This window comes from Corynebacterium sp. HMSC074A01, assembly GCF_001831515.1.
Lineage (GTDB): Bacteria > Actinomycetota > Actinomycetes > Mycobacteriales > Mycobacteriaceae > Corynebacterium.
Genome location: NZ_KV825598.1, coordinates 153825 through 177357 on the forward strand (window position 1 = coordinate 153825; position 23533 = coordinate 177357).

General features: G+C 65.6%; 21 protein-coding genes. 10 read left to right on the plus strand and 11 right to left on the minus strand.

Going from position 1 to position 23533, the window contains the following annotated elements:
• Positions 1–33: 33 nt before the first annotated feature.
• On the plus strand, positions 34–564 hold the full coding sequence (locus HMPREF2550_RS00930) for a gamma carbonic anhydrase family protein (RefSeq protein ID WP_070762833.1): 531 nt from the start codon (positions 34–36) through the stop codon (positions 562–564).
• On the opposite strand, the gene HMPREF2550_RS00935 is transcribed toward HMPREF2550_RS00930, so the two are convergent.
• Positions 520–1590: an ROK family protein gene (locus HMPREF2550_RS00935; protein ID WP_070762832.1), complete on the minus strand. Its 1071-nt coding sequence runs from the start codon at positions 1588–1590 to the stop codon at positions 520–522. The two genes, HMPREF2550_RS00930 and HMPREF2550_RS00935, sit on opposite strands and share 45 nt — an antisense overlap.
• Before the next feature lie 157 nt (positions 1591–1747).
• On the opposite strand from HMPREF2550_RS00935, the gene HMPREF2550_RS00940 reads away from it, so the two are divergent.
• Positions 1748–3397 (plus strand): DUF885 domain-containing protein, encoded by a 1650-nt coding sequence (locus HMPREF2550_RS00940; protein ID WP_070789136.1) that lies wholly within the window; start codon positions 1748–1750, stop codon positions 3395–3397.
• Here the strand turns inward: HMPREF2550_RS00940 and HMPREF2550_RS00945 are convergent.
• The gene (locus HMPREF2550_RS00945) at positions 3394–4401 is read right to left on the minus strand and encodes an AbrB family transcriptional regulator (RefSeq protein WP_070762830.1); all 1008 of its coding nucleotides are present in this window, start codon (positions 4399–4401) and stop codon (positions 3394–3396) included. The two genes, HMPREF2550_RS00940 and HMPREF2550_RS00945, sit on opposite strands and share 4 nt — an antisense overlap.
• 25 nt (positions 4402–4426) lie before the next feature.
• Here HMPREF2550_RS00945 and HMPREF2550_RS00950 point away from each other — a divergent pair, with 25 nt between their 5' ends.
• On the plus strand, positions 4427–5188 hold the full coding sequence (locus tag HMPREF2550_RS00950; RefSeq protein ID WP_070789138.1) for a TSUP family transporter: 762 nt from the start codon (positions 4427–4429) through the stop codon (positions 5186–5188).
• 19 nt (positions 5189–5207) lie between these two features.
• Positions 5208–5807 (plus strand): TetR/AcrR family transcriptional regulator, encoded by a 600-nt coding sequence (locus tag HMPREF2550_RS00955; protein ID WP_070789140.1) that lies wholly within the window; start codon positions 5208–5210, stop codon positions 5805–5807.
• On the opposite strand, the gene HMPREF2550_RS00960 is transcribed toward HMPREF2550_RS00955, so the two are convergent.
• The gene (locus tag HMPREF2550_RS00960) at positions 5800–7263 is read right to left on the minus strand and encodes a basic amino acid/polyamine antiporter (protein ID WP_070762827.1); all 1464 of its coding nucleotides are present in this window, start codon (positions 7261–7263) and stop codon (positions 5800–5802) included. The two genes, HMPREF2550_RS00955 and HMPREF2550_RS00960, sit on opposite strands and share 8 nt — an antisense overlap.
• Positions 7264–7297: 34 nt before the next feature.
• Positions 7298–9469: an ATP-dependent RNA helicase gene (locus HMPREF2550_RS00965; RefSeq protein WP_070789141.1), complete on the minus strand. Its 2172-nt coding sequence runs from the start codon at positions 9467–9469 to the stop codon at positions 7298–7300.
• A 25-nt stretch (positions 9470–9494) separates the two neighbouring features.
• Here HMPREF2550_RS00965 and thpR point away from each other — a divergent pair, with 25 nt between their 5' ends.
• The gene (gene thpR / locus HMPREF2550_RS00970; RefSeq protein WP_070762825.1) at positions 9495–10037 is read left to right on the plus strand and encodes an RNA 2',3'-cyclic phosphodiesterase; all 543 of its coding nucleotides are present in this window, start codon (positions 9495–9497) and stop codon (positions 10035–10037) included.
• Here the strand turns inward: thpR and HMPREF2550_RS00975 are convergent.
• Positions 10034–11455, minus strand: a complete 1422-nt coding sequence (locus HMPREF2550_RS00975; RefSeq protein WP_141760479.1) for an HNH endonuclease signature motif containing protein — start codon at positions 11453–11455, stop codon at positions 10034–10036. The genes thpR and HMPREF2550_RS00975 overlap by 4 nt on opposite strands.
• A 101-nt stretch (positions 11456–11556) precedes the next feature.
• Positions 11557–12090, minus strand: a complete 534-nt coding sequence (locus HMPREF2550_RS00980; RefSeq protein ID WP_070762823.1) for a sugar O-acetyltransferase — start codon at positions 12088–12090, stop codon at positions 11557–11559.
• Between the two features lie 17 nt (positions 12091–12107).
• Here HMPREF2550_RS00980 and HMPREF2550_RS00985 point away from each other — a divergent pair, with 17 nt between their 5' ends.
• Genes HMPREF2550_RS00985 through HMPREF2550_RS01005 form a run of 5 tightly spaced genes read left to right on the plus strand, consistent with a single transcriptional unit; the run spans position 12108 to position 14784 of the window.
• Complete coding sequence (locus HMPREF2550_RS00985; protein WP_070762822.1) at positions 12108–12686, plus strand: LysE family translocator; 579 nt, start codon at positions 12108–12110, stop codon at positions 12684–12686.
• A gap of 4 nt (positions 12687–12690) precedes the next feature.
• The gene (locus HMPREF2550_RS00990; RefSeq protein ID WP_070762821.1) at positions 12691–13404 is read left to right on the plus strand and encodes an SDR family oxidoreductase; all 714 of its coding nucleotides are present in this window, start codon (positions 12691–12693) and stop codon (positions 13402–13404) included.
• Between the two features lie 17 nt (positions 13405–13421).
• Positions 13422–13718, plus strand: coding sequence for a heavy metal-binding domain-containing protein (locus HMPREF2550_RS00995; RefSeq protein ID WP_070762820.1), 297 nt, complete (start codon positions 13422–13424; stop codon positions 13716–13718).
• Entirely contained in the window at positions 13719–14012 is a 294-nt protein-coding gene (locus tag HMPREF2550_RS01000) for an RNA-binding S4 domain-containing protein (protein WP_038587651.1), read from the plus strand.
• Between the two features lie 46 nt (positions 14013–14058).
• Positions 14059–14784, plus strand: a complete 726-nt coding sequence (locus HMPREF2550_RS01005) for a VOC family protein (RefSeq protein ID WP_070762818.1) — start codon at positions 14059–14061, stop codon at positions 14782–14784.
• Here HMPREF2550_RS01005 and HMPREF2550_RS01010 read toward each other — a convergent pair.
• The 5 genes from HMPREF2550_RS01010 to HMPREF2550_RS01030 are packed head-to-tail and all read right to left on the minus strand — an operon-like array spanning position 14781 to position 23515.
• Complete coding sequence (locus tag HMPREF2550_RS01010; protein ID WP_246819712.1) at positions 14781–15509, minus strand: alpha/beta hydrolase; 729 nt, start codon at positions 15507–15509, stop codon at positions 14781–14783. The genes HMPREF2550_RS01005 and HMPREF2550_RS01010 overlap by 4 nt on opposite strands.
• On the minus strand, positions 15473–17368 hold the full coding sequence (locus tag HMPREF2550_RS01015) for a M13 family metallopeptidase (RefSeq protein ID WP_070789147.1): 1896 nt from the start codon (positions 17366–17368) through the stop codon (positions 15473–15475). Before HMPREF2550_RS01015 ends, HMPREF2550_RS01010 begins: the two co-directional genes overlap by 37 nt.
• Positions 17369–17386: 18 nt before the next feature.
• Complete coding sequence (locus HMPREF2550_RS01020; protein WP_070762815.1) at positions 17387–18241, minus strand: cutinase family protein; 855 nt, start codon at positions 18239–18241, stop codon at positions 17387–17389.
• An 8-nt stretch (positions 18242–18249) separates the two neighbouring features.
• Positions 18250–21552 (minus strand): arabinosyltransferase domain-containing protein, encoded by a 3303-nt coding sequence (locus HMPREF2550_RS01025; RefSeq protein WP_070789149.1) that lies wholly within the window; start codon positions 21550–21552, stop codon positions 18250–18252.
• Between the two features lie 28 nt (positions 21553–21580).
• Complete coding sequence (locus tag HMPREF2550_RS01030; protein WP_070789152.1) at positions 21581–23515, minus strand: galactan 5-O-arabinofuranosyltransferase; 1935 nt, start codon at positions 23513–23515, stop codon at positions 21581–21583.
• Between the last annotated feature and the right edge of the window lie 18 nt (positions 23516–23533).

Below are 23533 nucleotides of genomic sequence, written 5' to 3' on the forward strand. Positions count from 1 at the left end.
AACGGAACCTCTCACACGTGTAAGGAGCACACCATGGCAGGCATTTATGCATTCGAGGGCAAGGCCCCGCAGATCCACCCGAGCGCGTACATCGCGCCGGGTGCGACCGTGATTGGCGACGTCACCATCGGCGAAGACGTCAACATCTGGCCAGGCGCGGTCCTGCGCGGCGACGTGGGCGCGATCGTCATCGGCGCGCGCTGCAATGTGCAGGACGGCGCCGTTATCCACGTCGAGACTGGCCACACGACGGTGCTGGAGGAGGACGTCACGGTCGGCCACCTCGCGCTCGTGCACGGCTGCCACGTGGAGTCGGCGTGCCTCATCGGGATGAGCTCGACCGTGCTTTCCGGCGCGCGCGTGGGCGAGGGCAGCATTGTCGGCGGCGGGGGAGTGGTCCTGGAGGGCCAGGAGATCCCGCCGTTTTCCGTGGCTGCGGGCGTGCCGGCGAAGGTGCGCAAGTCCTTGGATCCAGCAACCCGCGAGCAGCGGGTGAAGCACGCGGCCGGCTACGTGGAGCTAGCCCGCCGCCACCGCGAGGGGCTCGCGGAGTACGAAGTCTAGGGCGACCGCGCGCGAGATGTCGCGCACGATCTCCTTGTGCGTGGGGATCATCCGTAGTGCGGGCGGGGTGGTGCTCTTCTTCCGGACGGTGCGGACGAACGGCGCGGTGGACCGCGGGTCTTCGTTAAAGGCGCTGCCGGCGACGACCACGGTGTCGGGCGAGTATTCGCCGCTCAGCTCCGCGACGAGGCTGCCCAGGCCGCGGGCGCGCTCGTCGAGTGCGGCGCGGGTTCCGGCGGAGCTGTCCTCGACGGCGTCGGCAAGCGAGCGGATTTTTGGCGAGCCGATGTTATCGATCAGGCCGCTGGTGGTCAGCTCGCGCCGTTGCACGCGGATCGGGTGCACCCCGTCGGCGGTGGAGATGGCGCAGCCGATCGAGTCGTCGGCGAACAGCGCCATGATGGAGGACGGGGTCAGGTCGCGGCTCGACTGCATCTCGGAGCCAATGATCGCCGCGCTAATCGACGTCACCGTCACCGGCACCGAGAACTGCTCCTGCATCTGCCCAGCGAGGTCCACCCCGTCCCAGCCGAGGTTGACCGCGATGACGGTGCCGTCCTCGGACACGGTGCCGGAGGCGGTTACGCCGACGGTGGCCAGCGGGCGGTTGAGGCCGGCGGTGAGCCGGTTGAGCCCCGCCATGAGGTGCTGCACCACGTCGTCCTGGCTTAGGTGCGCGACCGGCAGGTCGAGGTCGGCGCAGCGCAGCATGCGTCCGCGGATGTCGAAGACGGCGATGTAGGCGAATCCGGTACCCACCGCGATGCCGGCGTGGATGGGCTCGCGATCGTTGAGCTCGATCGGGATGGTCGGGCGGCCGCGGCCGTTGGCGCGGGCGAGGTCGGTGCGCTCGTTGACGAATCCAGCCTGGGTGAGCGCGGCGATGGCGCGCGTGACGGTGGGCTGGGAGAGTCCGGTGGCCTCGACGAGCTCGCTGCGGGAGGTTAGTTCCTGCAGGCGGATCAGGTGGAGGCACTTCGCCGCAGGTGTGCTCGGTCGGGTAAACGGCGCAGTTGAGGAACTCATGTGAATATATTTACTCACTGGCAGACCGCTTTGTCCAGTTGGGGGTCATTGAGGTGCCGAAAAATCGCTGTCACCACCTAAAACATCGTTTTAGACAGCTTGGTTTGTTTTTCGGTGTGTGGTCATCAAAAGCCCAGTTGGGATAGACTGGCCTGCCATGACCGAACCGCAGAAAGAGCGCGAGCCCTCGCTTCTCGACGCCACGTGTGAGGACTTCGTCTACGACTACGCCGAACTCACCCCCACCATGGGCACCCAGATCGGGCTCGATGGCTTCGACGCTGAGCTGGAGGACTTCAGTCCCGAGTACTGGAGTGCCGTGGCCGACCGCGTCCGCGACCTCATCGCTGACGTGGATGCGCTCAACGACTGCACCGACGCCTCGGACGACGAGGACGACTTCGACGACGTCGATAGGCTCACCGCCGCGATCCTGCGCGACCGGCTTGCCTTCCAGCTGGAGCTGCACCACCGGGGCGAGTTCCTGCGCCGCCTGAACAATATCGACTCCCCGGTCCAGACGATCCGCGACGCCTTCCTGCTCATGCCGAAGGTCACCGAGGAGGACTTCGAGCACATCACTGCGCGCATGGCGAAGGTCCCGGCGGCGCTGCGCGGGTACAAGGAGTCGCTCACGGAGGCGGCCAACAGCGGCGACGTCGCCTCGCACCGCCAGATCGACGCGGTGATTAACCAGTGCGAGAGCCTCGGCGAGTCCGGCTCCACCCTGGACTACCTGGGCATCCCCGCGGGTTCCAAGGTGGTCGAGGATGCGAAGGAGGCGTTCGCCGCGTTCGCCGACTGGCTGTCCACCGACCTCTCGCCGCAGGCGAAGCACGAGGACGGGGTGGGCCGCGACCGCTACGAGCTGTTCTCCGAATTCTTCCTCGGCCGCGATGTGGACTTGGATGAAGCGTACTGCTGGGCGCGGGAGGAGCTGGCGGAGACCGTCGAGAAGCAAGCGGCGCTGGCGAAGTCGCTGTACGGCGCGGACACCACGGTGGCGGGCGCGTACCGGCGGCTCAACCGCGAGGAGCGCTACACGCTGCACGGCACTGACGCCCTGCTGGCCTGGATGGACGAGGTCAACGAGCGCGTCCAAGACAGCTTCCCGCTTCCCGACGGCCTGCCGCCGGTCGCAACCGCGATCGACCACGCCGGCTCCGGCGGCATCTTCTACACCCCGCCGAGCGACGACCTCATGCGGCCCGGCACCATGTGGTGGTCCGTGCCGGAGGGCCAGGAGACCTTCCACACCTGGCGGGAGCTGGCCACCGTCTTCCACGAGGGCATCCCCGGCCACCACCTGCAGCAGGGTAGCGCGCTGCTCAACCGCAGCGAGCTCAACCTGTGGCGCCGCTCCATGTGCTTCAACTCCGCGCACATGGAGGGCTGGGCGCTCTACGCCGAGCACCTCATGGAGCAGTACGGCTGGTTCGAGGAGCCCGGCTACCGCATGGGCCTTCTAGATTCCCGCCGCCTGCGCCTGGCGCGCGTGATGGTGGACATCGGTGTCCACCTGAAGAAGACCACGCCGGACGGCAGCGGCACCTGGGACGCCCAGTACGCCAAGGCCTTCCTGCGCGACAACTGCGCCATGCCCGAGTCCCACCTCACCTTCGAGCTGGACCGCTACATGGGCTGGCCGGGCCAGGCACCCTCCTACGCCATCGGCTACCGGGACTGGTGCAACCTGCGCGAGCAGGCGCTGGCCCAAGGTATGGAGGTGAGCGAGTTCCACCGCAAGGCGCTCTCACTCGGCTCCATGCCGATGGACATGCTCGCCCACGCGGTGCTCAGCCACTAAAGTTTCCGCAAAATCTTTGGTAGGTAGCCTGCGAAAATCAGGATGCAGATGAGCCGGATAATCTGCAGCGAGACCACCGCAGGCCCCGCACCACCTTCCGCCGAGAGTGCCAGCGCGGTTTCCAACGCGCCCGGGGTGGTGGCGAGGTAGCCCTCGTAGAAGCTAATGCCCAGCCACTTCGCCACCGCCCAGCCGGAAGCGGCACATGCACCCATAAGCAGCGCAATGTAGGCAAGCGTGGCGGGCAGGAGTGTGCTGAAGTGCCGCAGCGCTGGCACCGACAGCCCGCCCCCGCAGATCCAGCCGAGGCACAGGAAGGCCCCGATCATCAGTGGCTCCGGCGGCACGATCTCGAAGGGGACCACCGCGCCGCACGCGACCGTCGCAAGCATCGGGCCGAACACGCTGGAGTTTGGGAGCTTCAGGAGCTTCCCCACCGGTTGGCCCACAAGCACGAGCGCCGGGACAAGCAGCCACATCCACCAATAGGGCTCGAGTGCGCTCGGCGCGTGGGTCTGCGGCGCGTCCAAAAGCCCCGCGACCAAAGGCAGCGTCATCGAGACCACCAGCAGGCGCAGGTACTGGGTGAGCGCGACGTAGCGCACGTCCGCGCCCACTTCCTTTGCGATCGCCGGCATCACCGACGCCCCGCCCGCAAGCAACGAGAGCACACCCGTCTCCCGCGAGACCCCACGATCCGCCAGCAGGATGCCGCCGACGAAGGCGAGCATGATCACAAACGCCGCCGCGAGCAGACCCGGCACGATAAAGGGAAGCAAGTCCCGCGGCGGGATGCCTACCAGCGGCAGCGCCGCCATCACGCCGATCGCGCCGCGGGCGAGCTTAAACACCTGCTCGTTGACCCGCAGCTCTTCGCCAGTAGTCAACGCGCACGTGCCGGCGGCGAGAAGCGCGCCGAGGATCCATGCCGCGGGCACGTGCAGCGCGGAGAGTATCCAGCCCAACAGCACGGAGGCCGGGGCGACAAATATCCAACGCTGCATAGGCCCCGATAGTAGCGTGAGCGATATGTCTACTCTCGTGCTGCTCGCTGCCGCGTCTCTTGCCGCCGGGTGGATCGACGCGGTGATCGGCGGCGGGGGCCTCGTGCTCATCCCGGTGCTCATGTCCGCCACCGGGCTCCCCGCCGCGAGTGTCTTGGCCACGAACAAGGTCGCGGCGGTCACTGGTACCGCCTCGGCGTCGGTAACTTTTGTGCGAAAAGTTGGGGTGCCCAAGCTGACCTGGGGCTACGCGCTCGCCGCTGGATGTGCTTCCGCCGGGGGCGCGCTCGCGGTGGCGTTGATTAGCGACTCGGTTGTGCGCCCCATCATCATCGCACTGCTGCTCGCCGTCGGCATCTTCGTCACCTGCAAGCCGGAGTTTGGCACGAAAAACCAGCAGCTGTTTACCCGCCGCCGCGCGATCGCGGGGCTTGCGCTCGCCGGGGCAGTCGGGTTTTACGACGGTATCTTCGGGCCCGGCACCGGCATGTTTCTCATCATGGGCTTTACCGCTGTGTTCTCGCAAGCGTTTCTGCAGTCGGCGGCGATGGCGAAGGTGATCAACACCGCGACTAATCTCGGCGCGCTCGCCGTCTTCATCGCGGGCGGTTACGTGCAGTGGAAGCTCGCGCTCGTGCTCGCCGTGGCGAACGTGGTGGGTGCCCAATTGGGGGCAAGAACGGTGCTCAAGGGCGGCTCGAAACTCGTGCGTGTCGCACTACTTGTGCTGGTAGTCGTCCTTTGTGCCCGACTTGGGTGGCAGGAATATCTGACTCGGGCGGGCTAGTATGCCAGAATACGTAGCTATGAGCCGTGTAGATAGTCAATCAAAAACATCTGGTGCGAAGAAGCCTACGACGGAGGAGCGCATCTACGACTCTGTGCTGCGCATCGCCCAGCAGGAGGGGTTCGGTGCCACGTCCATCGACGCCGTCGTGGCCGATTCCGGCGTGGCGAAGACGACCATCTACCGGCGCTACGCAGACCGGAAGGAAATGCTGGTCGACGCGCTGGACCACATTGCGATCTCCATCCCGAAGCCCGTCGACTATTGCGAGGCCGGAAAACCGCTGACCAAGGATGCGTTCCGCGACTACATTGCTGAGCTCGGTGCCTTCGTCGAGGACAATGTGGGCACGAGAGTGTTCGGCTCGCTCATCGCCACCGCCGATCCGCTCGTCGTGGCGTGGCGTGACCGCTTCGAGGAGTCCTTCTACGACCAGTTCATCGAGGACATCGAGGACGCGCAGAGCAACGGCACCCTGCGCGCAGGTGTCGATCCGGGCGTGGTGGGCGCGATGGTCGTCGGCGCGGTGATCCTGCGCTCGACCTTCAACGTGGGCAGCGCGAAGCTTTTGGCCAAGCGCATCACTGAGGTGCTGTGGCCGGTGATTGGCGTTAACTGAGGGTGAGGGTGCCGTCGAGAAGCTTGAGCACGGCGACGACGGCACCGAGCACCACAATGCCGACGACGACCCACTCGAAGGCGTTGAACAGGCGCTCCTTGTTGCTGATGCGCGTCCACACATACGGGATGATGCCCGGGACCACCGCGAGCGCGCCGAGCAGCACGTAGACCGGGTCCGCCGCGTAAATCAGCCACAGGGAGTACACGAACCCGACCGCGCCGATGAGCATGTGGCGCTGGTTCTCCGCGCGGGTGGTTTCCGGGCCCGAGTCGTCGAAGCGCGTGCCCGCGTGCGGGTGGCTCAAGCCCTTGCCACGCAAGCTGAGCAGCACGAGGTAGAGCGCCGAGAAGATGTACGGCAGCAGGTACATGATGGTGGCCAGCTGCACCATCGCGTTATACGACGCCTCGTTAGCGAAGAAGATGATCACGAACAGCTGGATGACCAGCGTGGACACCAGCTGCGCGCGGAACGGTGCACCAGAGTTGGTGGTCTTGCCCAGGGCCTTGGGCAGCAGGCCGTCGTTAGCCATGAGCACGATCGGCTCCGCGCACAGCATCTGCCAGGACACGTACGCGCCCAGCACCGACAGGCACAGGCCGATGGAGATGAACACGCCGCCCCACGGGCCGACCACTGCCTCAAGGACTGCGCCCATCGAGTTCTCCGGCAGCGCCGCCAGCTCCGGCTGGGTCAGCACGCCGTAGGAGAGCGTTGACACCGCGACCAGCAGAAGCAGGACGGAGAGGAAGCCGATGATGGTGGCGCGGCCGACGTCGTTACGCGTGCGTGCCTGCTTAGAGTAGACGGATGCGCCCTCGATGCCGATGAACACCCACACCGTGTAGAGCATGATGCCCTGCAGCTGCTGGGAAAACGGAATCGCCGAATTATCGCCCCAAAAGTCGAGCGTGAACTTGTCCCAGGAAAAGCCGAGGAACGCCACCAGCACGATGAAGCACAGGATCGGCACCAGCTTGGCGATCGTCGTGATCACATTCATCACCGCCGCCTGCTTCACCCCGCGCGTGAGCATGGCAAAGATCGTCCACGTCAGGATAGTGACCGCGCCCGCGAGCACCCACGTGTTCTTGAACGCGGGCACGTAGTAGCCGATGGTGGAGAAGAACAGGGTGGCGTAGCCCACCTGCGCCATCACCGAGCCGAGCCAGTAGCCGAGACCGCTGGTGAACCCGATGAAGTCGCCAAGACCCGCGCGCACATACGAATACACGCCGGAGTCCAGGTGCGGCTTCCGACGCGCCAAGATCTGGAACACGAACGCGATCGAGAGCATGCCCACGCCGGCAATCACCCAGCCGATGAGCATCGCCCCGGGGCTCGCCACGGAGCCGATATTCTGCGGCAGGGCGAAGATGCCGGAGCCGATTGTGGAACCGATGATCAGGGAGACCAACGTCCACATAGTCACTGTGTGGGCACGGGTAGTCATGACGGATAAGTTACCTGGCACACCCAGGAAACTGTTAGTTTTGACGCTTTTTAGTCAGCGCGGTCGGCGTGGCGCTCCACGGGTCCTCCGGCCAGGGGTGCTTGGGGTAGCGCCCGCGCATCTCTTTGCGGACGTCTTGGTACGGCCCGTCCCAGAAACTGCGCAGGTCGTCGGTGACCGCGAGCTCGCGCCCGGCAGGAGAAAGCAGGTGGAACAAAAGCTTGCGTCCCGCGATCACCGGCGAGTCTGCGAGTCCAAACGCGAGCTGCAGCTTCACCCGCACGATCGGGCGCCCGGTGGAGTAGTCGATCTGGCCGATCGGCAGCCTTTCCGGCGCGAGCTCGTCAAGCTGTGATGCCTCCGGCCAGGGCAGTTGCCTCAAGAGCGCGTTGCGCATGTTGAGCTGGCTTATCGACGCCCCGTTCGCCAACTCCATGGCTTCCACCGAATAGTCGCCTTTCGCAACGTCCGGCCACGGGTCGCCGAGCTGCTCGTGCAGGAAGTCGAGGCGCGCTTTGAGGCGCTTTGCTCCGTCGTCGAGCTGGAAGTCGCGGAGGGAAAGGTCCTTCAGGGCCCGCTGCGCCTCCTCCGGCGACAGCTGCACCGGCGTGGAGCTCAACTCGATCGCGCCGACGGCCCGGACCTTGCGCCCGCGGACCTTGCCGCCCTGGAGGGCCGCTCGTATTTCTTCTGTAACCCGCTCCTCCGGCAGGTGGTAGGGCGCAGCCTCGCGGATGATCGCCCCGCGGGCGGTCCTTTGTACCTCGGCGGCGGCGATCCACTCATCTTTTCCGCCAAAAGTTGCCCGGGTGCCGCTGGCGAGCAGGTATTCGTCGCCGATGCGCTTCGCCACCCACTGCGGAAACGCGGTCGCGATCACGTCGCCGTCTGGGACCTTCGGAGTTGTTGGCACCAGGCGCGCGAGTCGTTTCGCGTCCATGTCGCCAAGCTTTGCGACGCACACCGCCGCCCCCGATCCGTACTTCAGCAACGCGGCACCAAGCCGGGGGTCCAGCGGCAGCGCAACAAGCTTTCGGCCAAAACTTGTGATCGCGTTGTTCTCGTCTAGGGCTCCGAGGTCGCGGAGGGTGGCGTGGGCGTCGGCAAGCGACTGCTCCGGCGGTGGGTCGAGCAGCGGCAGGTCGGGCGAGCCCCACGCCGCGATGGCGAGCGCCGCCGAGGTGAGGTCGCTGGTGGCAATTTCCGGAGAAATGTCGGGCGCGAACTTCTGGAACTCCTCGCGGGAAAACGCCCGGACAACTTCGCCCGGCCCGAGGCGACCCGCGCGGCCCGCCCGCTGCTCCGCGCTGGTGACCGCCTCTGAGACCGTGACCAGGCCCGTCATTCCGCGGTTGTCGCGCCGTGGGACTCGGGAAAGTCCCGCGTCCACGACCCGGCGCACGCCCGGCACGGTAATCGACGACTCAGCGACGCTGGTGGAAACAACCACCTGAGAGTCGCCATTGAGCGCCTCGTCCTGCTCGGCGGAGGAAAGGCGGCCGTGCAGGGGCTTTGCGTCTGTGCAGGTGCCGCACACCAGGTCAACCTCGCGCGCGCCGGGCACGAACACGAGGGTGCGGCGGTCACTGTTTTCCGCCAGGCGTGCGACGTGCTGGTAGAACGCGCGGGTGCCTTGGATGCGCTCTGGATGGGGTGCGTATTCAATCTCCAGCGGATGGGTGATTGCCTCCGTCGACAGGATCTGCGCGCGCATGTGGGTGGCAAAGGTTTTCGCATCCAGCGTCGCGGACATCGCGGCAAGGTAGAGGTCCTCGCGCAGCACCGCCACCTCCATGCACACGGCGAGTAGCAGGTCGGTGTCCAGCTGGCGTTCGTGGACCTCGTCGAGGATGACCGCGTTGACGCCGTGAAGATCCGGGTCCTTGAGCAGGCGATTCAGTAAGACTCCCGGCGTCACGAACTCGACGAGCGAGCCGTCCTTGTGCTCGCCGCGGATCGAATACCCAACTTTTTGGCCCAAAGTTGAACCGTCGAGGTGCGCGAGCCTCCTCGCCGCAGACCGGACCGCCACGCGGCGCGGAGCGGTCACGATAGTTTTGCCGACCTTGTTCGCGATCGCCGGCGGCAGCAGCGTTGTCTTACCGGTGCCGGGCGGTGCCTGCACCACGAGCGGCCCGGAATCCGGCAGTTGGTCCAGGGAATTCGCCACGGGCAGGCCCTGTCCGATTTTCGCAAGGTCAAACATGAGTTTCCAGGGTAGCGTGAGGGGCATGAGACGTCTCTTCGCAGCGATCGTCCCACCAGATGAGGTCCGCGAGCACCTCGTCACCGCCTTGCGCCCAATCAGGGACTTCTCCGGCACTGAAACGCGCTGGACCGACCCCGACAACTGGCACATCACCTGCGCCTTCTACGGCAGCCAGCCCAACGACGCCGCCGCCGTGAGCGACCACCTCTCGCAGGCGACTGCGTTTACTCGGCCTCTTCGCCTCCACCTGCGCGGCGCGGGCTGCTTTGACCGCCGCACCCTGTGGATCGGCGTCGGCGGGGACAAAGCGCCGCTCAAAGACCTGATGGCGGACTGCCAACTCGACCCAGAGCAGTGGCACCGCCAGCGCGCCCACCTGACCGTCGCCCGCAAAGGCACCAGGACACGGGACATGCTGCTTCTCGACGACCACGCCCACGCCCTCTCCGTCTACTCCGGCCCCGACTTCACCGTGGATGAAGTCCACCTCATGGAGTCCCACCTCGGCCGGGGCCGCAGCGGCGGGCCGAAGTACGAGGTGGTGGACACGTTCTACCTGCGCTAGGCGGGGAGGAGCTCCGCGAGCGCTCGCTCGACGTAGCTGGAGGGGTCGTAGTCGGGGAGTACGTCTTTGGGCTGGAAGGTCATGCCGTACTCGTCTTCCAGCGCCGCGATGCGTGCCTTGGCCTCCGTGAGGTCCTGGTCGCGGTCGAAGTCGTCGAGGATGGCGTGGCCCTTGGCGTTGAACTCCGCCGTCCGTGCCCGGTTCGCGCGCACGCTGGCGAGGCTGGAGCGCCACCGGGGGTTGGTCGGGGTGACCTGTCGGCCAAGGAGCCCGTCCGGCTCGTTGATCTCGTAGGTGCCGTCGGAAAACAGCCAGATGATGTCGCCGGTGACCGGGTCGGGGACGTAGCTCGCCCGCTTATCCGTCTTCAGGTTGTGGTGGTGCTGGCACAGTGGGAACAGGTTGCCCGGGGTGGTCTCGCCGCCCTCGTCGAAGGGGATGCGGTGGTCTAGCTGGCACGAGTGTGCCGGCGCGGTACAGCCGGGGTAGACGCAGGTGCCGTCGCGAGCGGTGACGTAGTCGCGCATCTCGGCAGTCGGGCTGTAGCTGGGCGTGGAGGCGTTGGCAGCTTCGTCCATGTCCAGCACTTTCGCCCCGGTTTTGGCGATCCACTCATCGAGCGCTGCCGTTGCCTCAGGCCCCGTCCAGCCATGGCCGGGGAACTGCACTGGATCACCCGGCTCGCGGCCTTTCGGCGCGTAGCAGTGCAGGACTGGCGCATTCGTGGGGGTGACCTCGCCGGTGAGCAGCTTGATCATGGCTTCGGCCAGTGTCACCTTGTGCTCGCGCGCCGCCGCCATGATGCTCTTTCGGCACCGGGCGGCGCTGAGCTCGTTTGTGTTCAGCTGCACGATGGACTGCTCGACCCCGTCCAACAGGAAGGCATCGAAGCTGACCTGCTCCTGCGAGCGGGAGCGTTCGCGCTGTTTGCGCTGCTTCTGGTCGTAGGCGCGCTCCGGGTCGATCTGTCGGATCAGCTCCCGGATGCGGCGGGTCACCGTGTGGCGTTGGGGCATGTGCTGGTTGGTGCGGGGGGGGGTGAAGAGGGAGGTCAACGCATCGTCGATAAGCGAGAGCGCCTCGGGGTCGACCTTTTCCCCGAGCTCGGCGAGGACCCGCTCGATGGCGACGAGGTGCGACATGTCGAGCAGGCGGGAGGCGCGGTGGAGCGCTTGCAGGCGCGGGAGGAGGCCCAGCGTGGCGAAGGCGAGGATGCCGCGCTCGACGAAGCCTTTCGACCACGCGGTGGCCTGCTGGATTTGAGTCACACGCATGTCGAAGTCTTCGATTTCGGTGTCGATGTACGGGGAAAAGACGGCGAAGTGGGCGTCGCGGACGGCTTGGCCGGCGGAACTTATTGGGTCGTCGGGTCGTTGGGTACGGAAATGGGCTGGCGGGCTTTTGGTTGTAGTGGTCACGGTGTCACCCCTCGAAATGAACTTTCCTTCAAAGTAGCGCACGCATGTTCTATTCGCAAGGGTTATCGCAGAGGAGATTTGGAAATGGTGGCCTACCTGTGCTAATTCGCGTGCTTTGCGATGTTCCGTTTAACCACAGCGGGCACGCCTGCGGCGAGCGAGTCGTCGGGAAGGTCCTTCGTCACGACCGCCCCCGCAGCGATCACGCACCGGTCGCCGATGTGCACGCCCGGCATGACCATGGCGCCCGCGCCGAACCAGCAGTTTTCGCCGATCACGATGGGTTTCGCGCGCTCCCAGCCAGCGGCGCGATCGTCGGGGTCGAGCGGGTGCTCCACCGTAATGAGCTGGCAGCCGGGCCCGAAGAGGGTGCCCGCGCCGATGGCCACGTCCGCGATGTCGAGGATGGTGCAGTTGAAGTTCATGAAGCAGCCCGGCCCAAAGCGTGTGTTTGCCCCGTACTCCAGGTGGAGCGGCGCCCAGATCTCGGGGACCTCGCTCGATGGGAAGATTTCGGCCAAAAGTTCCCGGGCGCGTTGGGGGTCGGTGTTGTGGAGGGCGTTGAACTCGCGAAGCAGCGCCCAACCTGGCTGGTGGTCGGGCAAGGTCTCCGGCTTATACCAATCATTCGTCATGCGGTTAGGGTAAATGCATGTTTCTGCTTCTTGCCACGTGGATCGCGGCGATTGCGAGCCCGGGCCCGGACCTCTTCCAGCTCATCCGCGTGGGCACGAAGGATCGGCGCGCCGGGGTGTTGTGTGCGCTGGGGATCATGGTGGGCAACACGTGCTGGATTGTGGCGTCGATAGCTGGGCTGAGCGCGCTGGTGAATACGTTTCCGCAGGTCCTTGCGGTGCTGCAGCTGGTGGGCGGCGCGTACCTCGGCTGGATGGGGCTGAGCGCGATCCGCAACGCCAGTAACCCGGACGTGCCGGCGGCGTCGACGGTGCGCAAGCCCTTTCGCCTCGGCTTGGCCACGAACCTTTCCAACCCGAAGGCCATCCTCTTCTTCGGGGCGATCTTCGCGCAGTTTAATGCCGGGGTAATTGAAGCGCTGCTGCTGATCGTGACGGGCGTGGTCTGGTTCGTGGGGTTCGCACTTTTGGCCGCAAAGTTGGGCGGGGTCATCAAAACCTATGGTCACGTGGTGGACAAGGTCACCGGCGCGATCTTCGTGGCGCTCGCAGCGTGGATGATCTTCAGTGGGGCGCGCACAATTTTGTTACCCTAAACACATGACAGTACAAAAAGTAGCGGTAGTCACTGGCGGTTCTGCAGGTATTGGCGCGGCGGCAGCTCGTGCGTTGGCACAGGACGGCTGGCACGTTGTCGTCGCGGCGCGGCGTCTGGACAAGTGCGAGGCGATCGCCAAGGAGATTGGCGGGGTTGCGGCGGAGTTGGATGTGACGGATCAGGTGAGCGTCGATAAGCTTGCGGCCCAGCTCGAGCGGGTCGACCTGGTAGTCAACAACGCGGGCGGCGCGAAGGAACTCGACTTTCTGCGGGACGCGAACGATGCGGACTGGGAGTGGATGTTTGAGACGAATGTGATGGGTACGATGCGGGTCACCCGCGCGCTGTACCCGCAGCTCAAGGCGTCGGAGGGCCTGGTGATCAACGTCGGTTCGGTCGCGGGCACGGACGCGTACAAGGGCGGGTCCGGCTACAACGCGGCGAAGTACGGGCTGCGTGGTATCACCCGTGCATTTCGCCGCGAGGAGGCCGAGCAAAACATCCGCGTCACCGAGATCGACCCGGGCCGCGTGAAGACGGACTTCTCGCTCAACCGGTTCAAGGGCGACGAGGCGAAGGCGGCCGCCGTCTACGAGGGCAAGCTCAACCTCACCGCGGAAGACATCGCGGAGGCGATCCGCTGGGTGGCGAGCCTGCCACCACACGTGAACATCGACACCCTCAACATCATGCCGACTGACCAGGCCGAGCGTTAGCGACTATCGTTGGTCATATGATTCTGACTATGACCCCGAACGTCGAAGGCCGCCAGATCACCGAGTACATGCGCGTGATCGGCGGCGAAACCATCATCGGTCTCGCCATGTTCCGCGACTTCGCAGGTCGCGTCCAGTCGCAGGAGGGCGAGGTCATCCAGGCGCGCGACTCCGCACTCAACGAGCTGTGGAACCGCGCCCAGCAGATGGGCGCCGACGCCGTGGTCTCCGTCGACGTGCAGTACGACGCCCTCGGCGCGGACAACAGCCTGCTCATGGTTACCGCCACCGGCACGGCAGTGAAGTTGGCGTAAATGGACGTCGCAATTTCCGGAGACTCGATCCGGCTCGGCCAATTCCTCAAGCTCGCTAACCTCGTCGAGTCCGGCGGGCACGCAAAAGAAGTCATCGCGGCCGGCGAGGTGCAGGTCAACGGCGAGGTTGTCACCTCGCGGGGCTTCTCGCTTGTCGACGCCGACGTGGTCGACCTCGCCGGCACCTCCGCCACCGTCGTCACTGGCGCTGAAGACGCTGAAGACCAAGACTACTTCGACGAACGCACCGCCAACGACGACTTCGACCCCGAAAAGTGGCGCAACCTGCCCTAAACTACGATGGGCGTTTAACTTCGTCAGGTTGGAGGAGACCCTATTCATGCCCGCTTTCAGTGCCGAGCCCGGAATGCCCTACTGGCAGGACCTACTCACGCCGGATCAACAGAAGTCCACGTACTTCTACTCCAAGCTCCTCGGTTGGGAGACCACTGGCGAGACCTACCGGGTGGCTAAGAAGGAAGGCCTCCCAGTCGCCGGCATTGTCCCCGGGGAGCAGGCCGCGTGGGTGACATACTTCCTGGGTAACGCCGATGTGGAAAAGTTTGGCGGAAAAGTTGTCGCCTCCTCCGAGGTGTCGCTGGGCCGGATGCACGTGTGCCAGGATCCGGCTGGCGGCGTCTTCGGCCTGATCGAGCCCGCCGGCGAGGAACAGTTCGTCGCTGCCGGCGAGCCGGGGGTGCCGGTTTGGTACGAGTACAGCGCCCCGAACATGGAAGCAATCGACTTCTACGGCGACCTTTTCGACTGGGAAATCAAGGAGTCGGAGGGCTACTACCTCGCGATGGTGGAGGGTTCGCCTTTCCTCGGGATGCGCGTGGAGGAGAACCCGGCCGGCTGGCAGAGCTTTTTGGGAGTCCCGAATATTTCCGAGGCGCGCCAGCAGGTGGAGATGCTCGGCGGCAAGGTCCTCGCCGGCCCGGGGGACTCGCCCTTCGGCCCGATGCTCGCCATGCAGGACCCGACCGGCGCCCACGCCTTCCTCGTCGAGGCCCCCGAGCCCGCCCCGGAGGAGTTCAGCGAAGCGGACTCGGTCCTCGAGCTCTAGTTCCGGAAGAAGTCGGCGAGGTCGCGCACTTTTCGACGCGCCTCCGCCGGCGTCTGAATGTAGTGCGTCGAGTGGTAGGTCTCCGCGCCCTCGATTTTCGCGCCGATGGAATCTGCAGTTCCGACCTGGGTAAAGGTGGGCACATCCAGGGGCACAACTTTTGTGGGAAAAGTGAGGGCGACTTTGTCGGCACCATCCGGAATGTAGCCACACCCAGAGGAAAACGCCCATACGGCAACTGTTTCTGCGCCATTAGCGCGGGCGAAATCTACGGCTCGGGAAGCTGCACCAACGTCATCCACATCCAGCACCGCGCACCCGGAGAGCTGCGCGAGCGCCGCTGCTTCCGGGCGGAAGAAGTGCTCCTTGGCAACCTTCGGCCCGTCCCACAGGCTGATGATCCAGGACGTGGACTCTCCGAAGATCTCACCCAACTCGCAACTTTTCTGCGAAATGTTGTCCGTGTAGGCCACCCCGGGCATCGTGTGGTCGACCGCGGAGCCGAGCATGAGCATCGCCGCGTGTGTGATCCGGTCCGGTAGCAGGGCGAGGTACTGGGGAGACTCCGGATCGTAGGTGGACTCGATGTAGCTGCGTAGCTGCTCGAGTTGGAGGTCGTCGGGAAGCTGGCGGTCCACGCCGCCCACGTTGAAGTTCGGGTCGCCCTGGATGTTCTCCGGGTACTCGTCTACCAAATCCTCACCCGCTTCTCCGGGGCGATCCACATCTTGGAATCCGGCTCCACATCAAACGCCTCGTAGAACTCGGCGACGTTGGCTGCAATGACGTTGCAGCGGAACTCGTTCGGCGAGTGCGGGTCGATGGCCAGCAGCTGCGCAGCCATCTCCGGGCGGGTCTTCGAGCGCCAGACACGCGCCCAGGCGAGGAAGAGGCGCTGGAAGCCGGTGTACTCGCCGTCGAGGTCGCCGAAGGGGGCGAGTGGGCCGTCGTCAAGCGAACGCTCCTTGAGGTAACGCTCATAGGCCACGACGGCGATGCCGAGGCCGCCGAGGTCGCCGATGTTTTCGCCGAGGGTGAACTCGCCGTTGACACCGCGGGAGTCCTCGCCGAGCACGGACGGGACCAGGCCGTCGAACTGGTCGACGAGCTGCTTGGTCAGTGCCTCGAAGTTCGCGCGGTCCTCATCGGTCCACCAAGAGTTGAGGTTGCCCGCGCCGTCGTAGCGCGAGCCCTGGTCGTCGAAGCCGTGGCCGATCTCGTGGCCGATGACCGCGCCGATCGCGCCGAAGTTCTCGGCCGCGTCAGCTTCCGGGTCGAAGAACGGCGGCTGCAGGATCGCGGCGGGGAACGTGATGTCGTTGATCACCGGGTTGTAGAAGGCGTTGACCGTCTGCGGGGTGGTCACCCACTCGGAGCGATCCGCCGGCTTGCCGATCTTGGACAGCTGGTAGTCGTGCTCGAAGGCGCTGCCGCGGCGAACGTTGTCGACCAATTGCTCCGGGTCAAACTCCAAGCCTTCGAAGCTGCGCCAGCGGTCCGGGTAGCCGATCTTGGCCTGGAACTGGCCGAGCTTTTCCAGCGCGCGCTCGCGGGTGCCCTCGGTCATCCAATCCAGCGCGCTGATGCGCTCGCGGTAGGCGGCGAGCAGGTAGTCCACCAGCTCGAGCATGTGCTGCTTGCTCGAGGGCGGGAAGTGCTTCTCGACGTACACCTGCCCAATCTCCTCGCCCACCAAAGACTCCGCGAGGCCCACGGCGCGCTTCCACCGGTCGCGCTGCTCGGTCGCCCCGGAGAGCTTCGTGCCGTAGAACTCGAAATTCGCCTGCCCAATCTCCTCGGTGAGCACGCCGGCGCGGGCGCGCAGGATGTTCCACGCGGCCCACAGCTGCCAATCTGCCAGGGTTTCGGGGCGCAGCATGGCGTCCAAGTCTTCGATGTAGGAGGGCATCATGGCGATGACTTTGCCGTCGTTAAGCCCGGAGGCGCGCAGCAGCGCTTGGACGTTTGAGGGGAGCGCATCCAGCGTGGTCGGGTTGTAGGTGGCCATCGCGTCGCGGGAGCGGACCACGTCCCAGTGGCTGCCGGCGAGGCTGGACTCTAAGTTGACGATGCGCTCGGCGGCCGTCTTTGGATCCAGCCCCAGCAGGTACATCGGCGGCAGGAAACCAAGCATGCGCGCGACGTGTTCCTTGTACGCGGCGAGTGTTTCCGCGTGCTCCTCGGCGCGGTAGTAGGCCTCGTCCGGCAGGCCCAGACCCGATTGCACCAGGTAGGCGACGGCGTCCTCGGATTGCGAGTCCTTCTCCACCCAGTAGGTGAGCGGCGCACCGATGCCGACCCGTTCCAGATCCCCGAGCGCGCGGGCGAAGTCCTCCACACTTTTCACCGAAAGTTTGGTCAGGTCCGCATCCAGCGGAGATACACCGGCACCGTTGACGGTGTCGGTGTCCATGAAGGAGGCGTACAGGGTGGCGCCGAGACTGTCGCCTTGCTGCAGCAGGGCGCGGACGTCCTCCTCCGACTTGTCGCGCAGGGCGTAGAACGCCCCGTCGATACCGCGGTCGGCGGGAATCTCGTGCTCGCGCACCCAGTCGCCGTTGACTAGCTCAAATAAGTCATGCATGCCCCCACTCTAACGGGTTTAGGCGTGCGAGATAATCCAATCCGAGGCCTCGCGCTGGTCCCACAGCGTGTAGTGACCGTGCGCCCCCATCCCGCGGAACACGCCCAGGGAACCGAGCCCAAGAGAGCGGAACAGTTCGTTGAATTGCTGTGCTGGCAGCTGGCCGGCGCGCAGGTTCGTCTTCAGCGCGGGCGCAACCAGCGGGCGGTAGCTTTCCTGGGTGGAGCAGACGATGTCGGCGGAGTTGCAGATCTCAAGTACCCGCGGGCCGAGCTCGCCGTAGCCGCCCTTGAGCTCGCCGAGTGCGCCACGGGATGCAGGCGAGGTCACGCGGGAGAGCTCTGCCCCGTTGCCGCCCTGGTAGGGGTTGGCAAAGAGCGCTGCGGAGTCCACGTGATCCGGGTCAATCGGCCCGTGGCCGTGGGCAATATCGCGCAGCAGGCGCGCAGCGATGTCCGCGCCGAGCGAGTAGCCCGTGAAGCTGAAGGTGGCACCGGGGCAGGCATTCGACAGGCGGCGCACGGTGCGCACCGTCTCGTTGTAGCCGTCGGCAGACGAGGCATAGTAGTTGTTCGCTGCGAACGGGGTGGCGTGGTAGGACACCCACAGCGGCTGGACCTCCCCGCCCGTTCCCAGCTGGGTGAGGATGCCGGTGAGGAAGACGTTGCCGCCGTGCGGCATCGCGTTCGGGATACCGGGGGCGGTGTTCGCCCCGCCCGGCACAGCGATGAGGTACTTCTTGGTGCACCCCTGCTGCTCAACCAGCTGGTCCGCATTTTCGGAAGGTTGAATCGGGGCGGCGGTCGCTGCAGGTGCCGAGGTGAAGGCGAAAAGCGCAGCGGCGACCGCCGCTACCAGACGGGAACGGCGCATGGGTGTTTTTACTCTTCCGGATCGCGGATCTTCATCGGGCCCGGAGTCCACCAGCCCGATCGGACTACCTCATCGTAGTCTATCTCCGCGTTTTCCGGGATCTCACCGATGGAGTTGGTCCGGCGCTCGTACTTCGCAATCGAGCCCCAGTCGCGCTGCCAGTCGGTCTTGAGGTAGCCCGGGATCTCGTAGGAGTAGTTCACAGCCTCTGCGGTCGACAGCGCGCCGCCGCCCAGGAAGTCCATGAAGTCCGAGAGCTGCTGCTTGCCGGGGGCGTCCGGCATGATGCGGTACTCGGGGATCTCGGTCACGCCCGCGTAGTGGCTAAACGTGCGCTGGCAGGGGTACTGGAAGGCGACGGACCAGTCGAGCAGGCCGGGGGTCTCGGCGTCGAAGCGCTCGCCCAGCGGTGCCAGCTGCGGGTTGCGCAGCGGAGTGACCGCCAGCCAGTCCTTCTCTGCCAGCGAGGTGTCCTCGGCGGCCAGGCGGACCACGTCGGCCTCCTCCGGCAGGTCGGCGAGCGGGTAGCGCAGGTTGCGCCACAGCGGGGTCGGGCCCTGGTCGAGCATCTCTGCCTCGCCAAGTTTCTCCACACCGCCGTCGGTGCGCTTGCCGTACTCCAGCTTCAGCTCGGTGCCCTCCTGCTCCACGCCGTTGATGTCGTGGTGGGCGATGCGCCCGGCGACCGAGGTGACCAAAAGCGGCGCGTTGTCGTTGGCTTCCGGCAGCTCGTACCAGGTGGTGGTGAGCTTGGCTCCGGCGGAAGGCTCGTCCTCAAAGGTGCCGAGCACCGGCACGCGCGTGTAGTCGAGGTTGAACGGCAGCCGCACGGTCGAGCCGTTCACACCGCGCATGGACTCGGGGCGGTTGCCCTGCGTGTTCGTGGTCGTCGTCGACTGCTTCTCTTCGCTCAAGTCGGCCTGCGTCGGCGCGTCGTCAGTGTCAGTGGAGCCATCGCTTGTCGACGCCTCCGTGTCCGCCAAATCCGAAGCGTTCGCATTCTCGCTCACGATGAAGGCAGGCACGCCGTCCGGGGTGAACCCGCGGGACTCGCTGCCTGCGTCGAGGGAGCGGCCGAGCGGGACGCCGTCGATAGGCGTGAGGAAGGAATCGTTCGTGTCCTCCTCCAGCAGGACCTCGTTGGCCAGGGCGCAGTGGTCGCCGGCAAAGCTCCGCACGTTGCCCATGCCCACCGAATACGCCGGTGCCTGGGAAGCAAACGCCTTGACGAAGGTGAGGCAGGAAAACGCGACCATGGCGATCGCCATCACCGCGATCGGCGCCGACATGACGCCGACCCACTTGCCGCCCACCTTGTACTCGGTCTGGTCCTTGCGGAAGGACTGGAACACACCCACCAGCGCGATGAGCAGGGAGATGGCGAGCATGATCGTGTTCGCCTCCACGCCCTTGAGCTGGACGGTCTTGTCCCACCACGGCACACCGAAGGAGGAGACGTACCACCAGGCGTTCCACCCGGCCAGGGTCATGGCCATGAGGAAGCACACCGCCGCAATGGCGAGGGTGCGGTTGCGCTTGGACTGTAGCGCGATGTGCGAGAGCACTACCGCACCCAGAGCCGCGACCGCGCCGCCCAGACCGGCGTAGATGCCGAAGTGGTGCGTCCACTTCGTGGGCGTGAACATGAGGAAGAAGGTGGCCAGGCCCACGATGTAGAGCATGCGGCCGGTGACGTCCTTGGTCACGCCCGGCACCTTGCCGAAGCGGGTGACCGCCCACCCGATGAGGATGAGGCAGAAGAGGAAGACGAACATGGGGAAGCGGCGCGTCATCGAGCCGTCGACAGACTGCTGGAACAGGGTGCCGTAGCGCACCCACTCCGAGTACCACTCGAGCGCCGGGCCGACCTCGGAGCGCACCGCGGTCGCCTCCAGCACGGTCGCCAGCGTCTGGTCCTTGAACACCGGCACGAACACGGCCAGCCCCGCGCCCAGGAAGACGGCGACGTACGCCAGGCCGGGCGCGATGTGGCGACGCGCGTTCATGATGCGGAAGACCTGCGGCAGACACACGAGGAACACGCCGACCGCGGCGAGGCCGGTCGGGCCGCACGCGAGCGTGATCGCCGCGGTGACCGTGCCCCACGCGGCGGGCGCGAGGCGATCAGTGGCGATGGTGCGCTCAAACAGTGCCCACGTGGCGATGATGCCGAGCGCGATGATCGGCTCCGGGCGCGTGCCGTTGTTGTAGGGCAGCCAGAAGGCCAGGAAGACGAAGGCGGCCGTCCAGTGCGCCATGCGGCGATCCGCCACCGCGGTGCCCAGACGCGGCAGGATCTCGCGCGAGAGGATCCACCAGGTCAGCAGGGCGGCGACAAGCGTTGGCAGGCGCATCCACATCGACGCGGTGGTCACGTACGAGAGCAGTGAGAGGATGTCGTAGAACGGAGAGCCGAAGGGGGCCTCCGGCACGCCGTACCAGCGGTAGTAGTTCGCCATGTAGTCCGACTCGGTGGCCACGCGCGCCATGGTGAGCAGGAAGCCGTCGTCGGAGGTGTTCGCGCCGAAGACGTGCCAGAAGCCGAGGATGGCGATAACGACGCCGTCGAGCGCGGTGAAGGTGCGCCAGCGGGAACCAAAGGCGGGCAGGTTGCGCCCGTCGTAGCGGTCCAGGCGGCGCAGCGACCACAGGCCGATCAGCGCGGCGATGAGCCCGCCGCACATCGCAAGCAGCTTGACCAGGGTGGGCGATGACGTGAATCGGGAGTTGATGTCGACGGAGGCGTTGAGGCCGGCGTCGATAAGCATGCCCGAGGCCTCGGGCTTGAGCTCGGTGTATAGGCCGGTGAACTGCGGGCGGTAGTCATCCTCGGACTCCTCCACGAAGGTGGTGCCCGGGATGGCGACGGTCATGCCCTCGTCGGTCTGGCGGACCTCAAGCACGGCCTCGCGCGGCAGGGCGCGGACCTCCTCGGCGCTGAGCTCGAAGACCACGTCATCCAGCGCGGAGACCACCAGGCCGCCGTCGGGGGAGGTGACAAAGAGGCCGCGGTAGGTCGCGTCCTCGGAGGATTCCGGCAGCGTCGACAGGATGGTCGACTGGCCGTCGCGCAGCTCATCGACGGCGCTGATCGGGATCGTCAGCGACACGTCCTGCGGGGCCAGCGAGATCAGCGGCGCGTTTACCGACGCCACCGTGTCATTCTGCGGCCAGGACACCTTGGACTGGACCTGGTTGACCGGCAGGAAAGGGGTGAGGACGAGCAGCGCGAAGGCGAGGATGCCCGACACAATCGCCGTGTTAATCAGCGACTGTGGAGCCTTGGATTGCACATCAGTAACAGTTGCCACGTGAAGTCACCTTACTGTGACTGGCCCGTTATGTACGCACCACTACCGCAAACGGGCCGATCTGTTCCACGTCCCACTCGTCGTTATCGAAGGCTTCCGCGTTGAAGAACAGGCCCTCGTAGCGCACGTTCGGCTCGTTGGGGAAAATGTCGTGCGCCACGTGCGTCTTGAACCCGTCGTCGGGCTCCTCGACGTCGCCGCGGAAGATGAAGGCGACGGGCGGGGCCCACTTGGACTCGTCGATGGCTTCCGTGAGCGCCTCCGGGTCGTCCCAGGACAGCTGCGACCAGGCGATGAGTTCTTCGTTGCGTAGCTCGAACTCGCCAAGCGGGTTGGCGTAGTGGCTGGTAAAGGCGTTGAAGCCGAAGTAGGGGTTATACGCCATGTAGTTGATCTCGTCGGTGTAGATCACCGCCTCGTTCGGCTCGTAGCCGTGGGATGTGAGCAGCTCGGTGATCTCGCCGTAGTACTGGGCGGCGTCGGGCGGGAAGCGGTCGGCGCGCTCGCCGTAGCCGTCCGTGTCGGCGTAGGCCTGGTCGATGTGGGACTCGTTTTCCGACGGGATCTGCTGCACGTAATGCAGGCAAGCGGACGTCACCACAATCGCGATGATCGCGATGATCGTCTGGTTCGCCGCCAGGTTGAAGCGGGAAGGGAAGAAGTAGTCGATGCCCACCAGGATGATGTCGGACACCGCGAGGATGCCGGCGGTGATAAACAGCAAGATGATCAGCACCTCGACACGGAAGCCCAGCAGCGAGGTGCCGAGCAGCGTCGCCGCCATCGAGGCGAGGCACCACACGTAGCAGACGATCGCGCCCACGCCTAGCGACGCCACCTCACGCTCTCCGGCGCGCACCACGATAAAGATCAGGCCAAGCAGCGACAGCAGGCCGATGATGGAAAACGAGAAGAAGGGCAGCGGGTAGATGGTGCCCTCCTCCGGCAGGAAGTGGTTCGCTGTGGACTGGACCTCGTAGTTGCCGGAAAGCACCGCGAAAATATAGCGCCACCAGGTCAGCGCGGCAATGGCCAAAGAAGACACGCCGATGATCAGCAGGCGGACGATGGGGAGCGCATCGCTGGTGACCAGGAGAGCAACCAGGAACGCCATCGTCACCACAAACAGCGCCGCGATCGCGGTAAACAGCGTGTAGAAGCTGGCGGAGATGCCCAGGTAGAGCGCCATGAAGATGATCGCGTTGCGCGAGCCGAGCATCGCGCGGTACGTGATCACGGTGGCCGCAGGGAAGAACATGGCGACGATCGCCGCGTAGGGCTCATCCGGCGTCTCGGTCAGCACGACCGCGGTGGTGAAGGTGGCGATCGCGCAGGCGATCGGCAGCGAGCCCACAATCTTCTGCCACACCGGCACCAGCATCGCCGCGCCCGCCGCCAGCGTAATCAGCGCCCAGGGTTGGAAGACCTCCCAGCCCGGTACGCCGAGCACATCCGCCACGCGCCCGCCCAGCCAGAACCAGCCAATGGGGTAGAAGGACGGCAGGTCCACGTAGTTCATGTCCGCGTTGGCGGCAGTTTCCGTCATCCGCGACAGGAACTGGGTGCGGAAGCCCTGGTCCACCTGGATACCGTCGAGCCACAGGCGGGTCGCTGACAGCGGGATCCCCAGCGCGGTGACCACCAGGGCCGGGGCCGTGAGGTGCATGATGATGCCGTTGACCCATTTTCGGGTGCCCCGCAGCCAGAGGACCACGCAGATCAGGCTCACGATGAGCACGATCAGCGAGCCGGCAGAGGACAGCGCCCGGATCGCCATGGAGGTGTTGTAAGCGGGCAGGGAGACCGAGTGCAGCACGAACCAGACGAGCGTGGTGATAAGCGCACCGAGCCCGCCAGCAAGCAGCGTGCGAATGAGGGTCTGCTGCGCGGAAAGCGGATCCGGGGCGTAGCCGGTTGTGCGCAGACCCTCCTGGGTCTCCTCAACGGTTGCTGTCGTGGTCATGCCCTCTAGTTTCGCATA